The sequence below is a fragment of the Gluconobacter oxydans genome, assembly GCF_006539685.1.
Lineage (GTDB): Bacteria > Pseudomonadota > Alphaproteobacteria > Acetobacterales > Acetobacteraceae > Gluconobacter > Gluconobacter oxydans.
In genome coordinates this window covers 1-3,460 of the sequence record NZ_BJNM01000070.1, presented here as the reverse complement: position 1 = coordinate 3,460, position 3,460 = coordinate 1, and the positions used below count along the sequence as shown (strand labels likewise).

5 protein-coding genes and 1 pseudogene are annotated in these 3,460 nt (G+C 57.2%); 2 read left to right on the top strand and 4 right to left on the bottom strand.

The genetic code is table 11. The annotated features are described in order from the left end of the window. Nucleotides 1-257 precede the first annotated feature (257 nt). Nucleotides 258-422 (bottom strand): annotated as a pseudogene (locus tag GOX01_RS12375) (hypothetical protein); the annotation flags it as partial. 77 nt (nucleotides 423-499) lie between these two features. On the opposite strand from GOX01_RS12375, the gene GOX01_RS13355 reads away from it, so the two are divergent. Then, entirely contained in the window at nucleotides 500-1,096 is a 597-nt protein-coding gene (locus tag GOX01_RS13355) for an integrase core domain-containing protein (RefSeq protein WP_131973963.1), read from the top strand. Nucleotides 1,097-1,143: 47 nt separating this feature from the next. Here the strand turns inward: GOX01_RS13355 and GOX01_RS12365 are convergent, their stop codons facing one another. From GOX01_RS12365 to GOX01_RS12355, 3 genes are all read right to left on the bottom strand, one after another. Continuing rightward, nucleotides 1,144-1,527 (bottom strand): type II toxin-antitoxin system PemK/MazF family toxin, encoded by a 384-nt coding sequence (locus GOX01_RS12365; RefSeq protein ID WP_024716503.1) that lies wholly within the window; start codon nucleotides 1,525-1,527, stop codon nucleotides 1,144-1,146. Next, nucleotides 1,517-1,753 carry a BrnA antitoxin family protein gene (locus GOX01_RS12360; RefSeq protein WP_228119361.1) on the bottom strand — a complete coding sequence of 79 codons (237 nt, stop codon included), beginning with the start codon at nucleotides 1,751-1,753 and terminating at the stop codon, nucleotides 1,517-1,519. The genes GOX01_RS12365 and GOX01_RS12360 overlap by 11 nt, the downstream gene beginning before the upstream one ends. Before the next feature lie 210 nt (nucleotides 1,754-1,963). Next, nucleotides 1,964-2,350, bottom strand: a complete 387-nt coding sequence (locus GOX01_RS12355; protein WP_174787494.1) for a winged helix-turn-helix transcriptional regulator — start codon at nucleotides 2,348-2,350, stop codon at nucleotides 1,964-1,966. Nucleotides 2,351-2,451: 101 nt separating this feature from the next. Here GOX01_RS12355 and GOX01_RS12350 point away from each other — a divergent pair. Next, on the top strand, nucleotides 2,452-3,460 hold a 1,009-nt coding region (locus GOX01_RS12350), incomplete at its 3' end, for a zinc-binding alcohol dehydrogenase family protein (RefSeq protein ID WP_131973961.1).

The following is a 3,460-nucleotide window of genomic DNA, read 5'->3' as shown; positions in this document are numbered from 1 at the left end:
GCTCAGGTCCCTGAACCCGAAGACATCGTGGACTGGATTGAAGCTCAGCTCTACCGTCCAGAATACACATCGGCGAATAGGCAGTAGTCTCTCCTCCCATACCCTCGTATCCGAAACTGTGGCAGACATTCACAGGAGGTGGAGGGATCAAAGAACCGTTAATTGATCCGTTTGGCCGGTAATTTCCATGTTTTGGCAATTTGATTAATGGTTCTTTGGGGCGTTGTCGGTCTGCGTCTTGAGCAGATCAAGGGCTGTTAGGAGGCATTGATAAAAGATCTAATCCAGAGCCTTGCGGTGGCGATATGGAGAAAGCTCATGAATGACAAAGCGGTTTTGTCATAGCGGGTTGCGGTGCGGCGCATCTGCTTGAGGTGGTTGAACATCCGCTCAATGCGATTGCGGTCTCTGTAACGCCGCCAGTCCGTTTTCTGTGGAGCACTGCAGCCTGAATCGCCCCGGGATTAGCGGAGACCTATTCACCTGAGAAGAGGGTCTGATGAGCAATCCTGTGAAGAAGTTTTCCCCTGAAGTCCGTTCCCGTGCGGTGCGTCTGGTTCTGGAGCATGAGGGCGAACATCCGTCTCGCTGGACGGCGATGGTGTCGATCGCCAGCAAGATCGGCTGCTCGGCGCATACGCTGAACGAGTGGGTCAAGAAAGCTGAGGTCGAGACTGGCAAGCGGGCTGGTGTTCCAGCCGAGACCGCCGATCGGCTCAAGGCGCTGGAGCAGGCGATCCACGCCCGATGCCCGCCAGGAGCAGGCAATCTTGTCCACCACTCGGATCGCGGCTCGCAATACATCGCCATTCGCTACACCGAGCGCCTGGCCGAGGCCGGGATCGAACCCTCGGTCGGCGGTGTCGGAGATAGTTACGGCAACGCCCTGGCCGAGACAATCAACGGTCTCTTCAAGGCCGAGGTGATCTACAGGCGTGGCCCATGGCGCTCGTTTGACGCCGTGGAATACGCCACTCTCGAATGGGTGGACTGGTTCAATAACCGACGCATCCTCGAACCCATCGGCAACATCACGCCGGCCGAGGCCGAGCAACAGTTTTATGCCGCTATGGACCACGTCCTCATGGCAGCCTAACTTAAGAAAACCAGTCTCCGCCAATCCCGGGGCGGTTCACTATCTGCCTAGCCGTCGCATCCCACCAGGAGCGCAATCTGGCGTCTGATTGCAGCAAGCTGATCGGATCTCACCTTGCTGCCTGTCACGGTAACACGTTGCTTGGATGTGGTGGTGAGCAAAGCACTGACCGCCCAACAGGGCTTGGTGCAGCCGTTATCAGCCGTTGGGTCGATCCGTACTGCCAGATCCGGAATGACGAGGTTCTCATCGTCGGTCAGCGGCACAAGCATCACGTTCGGCCACTCAGGCGGAAAGAGATCGTCTTCGACAACAACAGCGGGGCGACGTTTGTTGGGCTCCTTCGGCAGCGCATCTCCGCGCCAGTCTGCCAGCACAATTTCTCCAGGCGAGAAGATCGCTGCCATGGCGACCGGCCGATCAGGAACCATGAGTTCCACCAGCCTCTTCAAAAAGCGCCCGGGCGGAAGGCGTCGCAGCGACGTAGCGGGCAACACGCGCACTGTCCCTGCGGATACGGTCTCGGCGCGCACTCTTTGCCCCTGTCTCCAGCAGATCACGAATGAGCTGGCTCAGAGGGATACCGCGCGCCGTTGCTTCCTGCTCCAGGTCAGTGCGCAACCGCTCGTCCAGACGGATCGATAGGGGGGATGCCATGACACACTCCATACATTCAGAACGCCGTTAACGTAGCGCAATTTCGTAGTGCAAAACAATATATTTGGCAGGGCAGAATGCGCCGAAATGTCTTCGGCCTCGGCCCGCCGCGGCCCCGCCGGATGCAACACACGCAGGGTGCCGCGAAGCGCAAACTGAAAGTTTGCATTTGTGTATGGGGAGCGGTGAGAGGTTGTTCGAAAACGTACGCTAAGAGTTTGTTGGAGAGCCTTTCATATCGGCGCAAATTTCAGGATCATGTCTGAACGCTGTGTGCTCATCGCCCCATCTCTTGAGGGCCAGAATGACAGGCTCGAGGGTCCGTCCGCGCGGGGTCAGGCTGTATTCCACCTTTGGCGGGACTTCGGGATAAACCGTCCGTAACACGAACCCGTCACGCTCCAGCTCGCGAAGCTGGGTTGTCAGCATCCTTTGGGTGATATTGGGCAACCGCTTGCGGATGGCGTTGAAGCGTAAAGTCCCCTGAAGCAGGTGATAGAGGATTACGCCTTTCCATTTTCCGTCGATGAACTGAAGCGTTGCTTCAACAGCGCAGCCGGGGCTGCAATCGAGCGACTGATGGCGGATGCGGGTCATAACGGTATCATTTCCGACACTATGGGCGTTAAAAGTGCGTTCTTGTCTGAAAACAGCATAGTGCTCACTCTTCTCCTCATTCAACAGAGGAGAAGACACTCATGCGGGCCATCGGTTATCAGACGCCGCTTTCCATCGAAAATCCGGCGTCCCTTCAGGATATTGATCTGCCAAAACCTGTCCCCACAGGGCGGGATCTTCTGGTGGAGATCAGAGCCGTATCAGTCAATCCGATTGATACAAAGGTCCGCAGCAGCGCAACACCGGAGGCGGGTCAGTGGCGTGTTCTGGGCTGGGATGCGGCGGGGGTTGTTGTTGGAACCGGACCGGACGTCACGGATTTTTCTGTCGGCGATGAGGTTTTTTATGCGGGCGCGATCAACCGTCCGGGGACCAACGCCGAGTTTCATCTGGTCGATGAACGGATTGTCGGTCTCAAACCCCGCTCCCTGACCTGGGCTGAAGCTGCAGCCTTACCGCTGACCGCAATCACCGCTTGGGAGATGCTTTTCGATCGTCTGGACATTCGTCGGCCTGTCCCGGGAACGACGCCGTCCATATTGATCATTGGAGGCGCAGGTGGAGTCAGTTCAATAGCAATCCAACTGGCCAAGGTTCTGACTAATATCACGGTCATTGCTACGGCTTCGCGCCCCGAAACGCAGGACTGGGTCACATCTCTCGGGGCAGATTACGTGATCGATCACAGTAAGCCTCTGGCGGAACAGGTTGCTGGCCTTCCTACGGGGGCTCCCGGTTTTGTCTTTTCGACGACGCAGACGGATCGCCACCTGGCAGAGATCGTTGAACTCCTTGCCCCTCAGGGACATTTCGGCCTGATTGATGATCCGGCTGAACTCAATGCTGTACCCCTCAAGCGCAAAAGCCTGTCCCTGCACTGGGAACTGATGTTCACCCGCTCACTGTTCGGAACGGCAGATATCAGCGCACAAGGGAAACTCCTGAACGACGTGTCGCGCCTTATAGACGAAGGTCGTCTCCGTACGACACTCGGCAAAAATCTTGGCGCGATCAGCGCCGCCAATCTGCGAGAGGCTCACGCCCTGATCGAGAGCGGTCAGGCTAAAGGCAAGATTGTGCTCGAAGGTT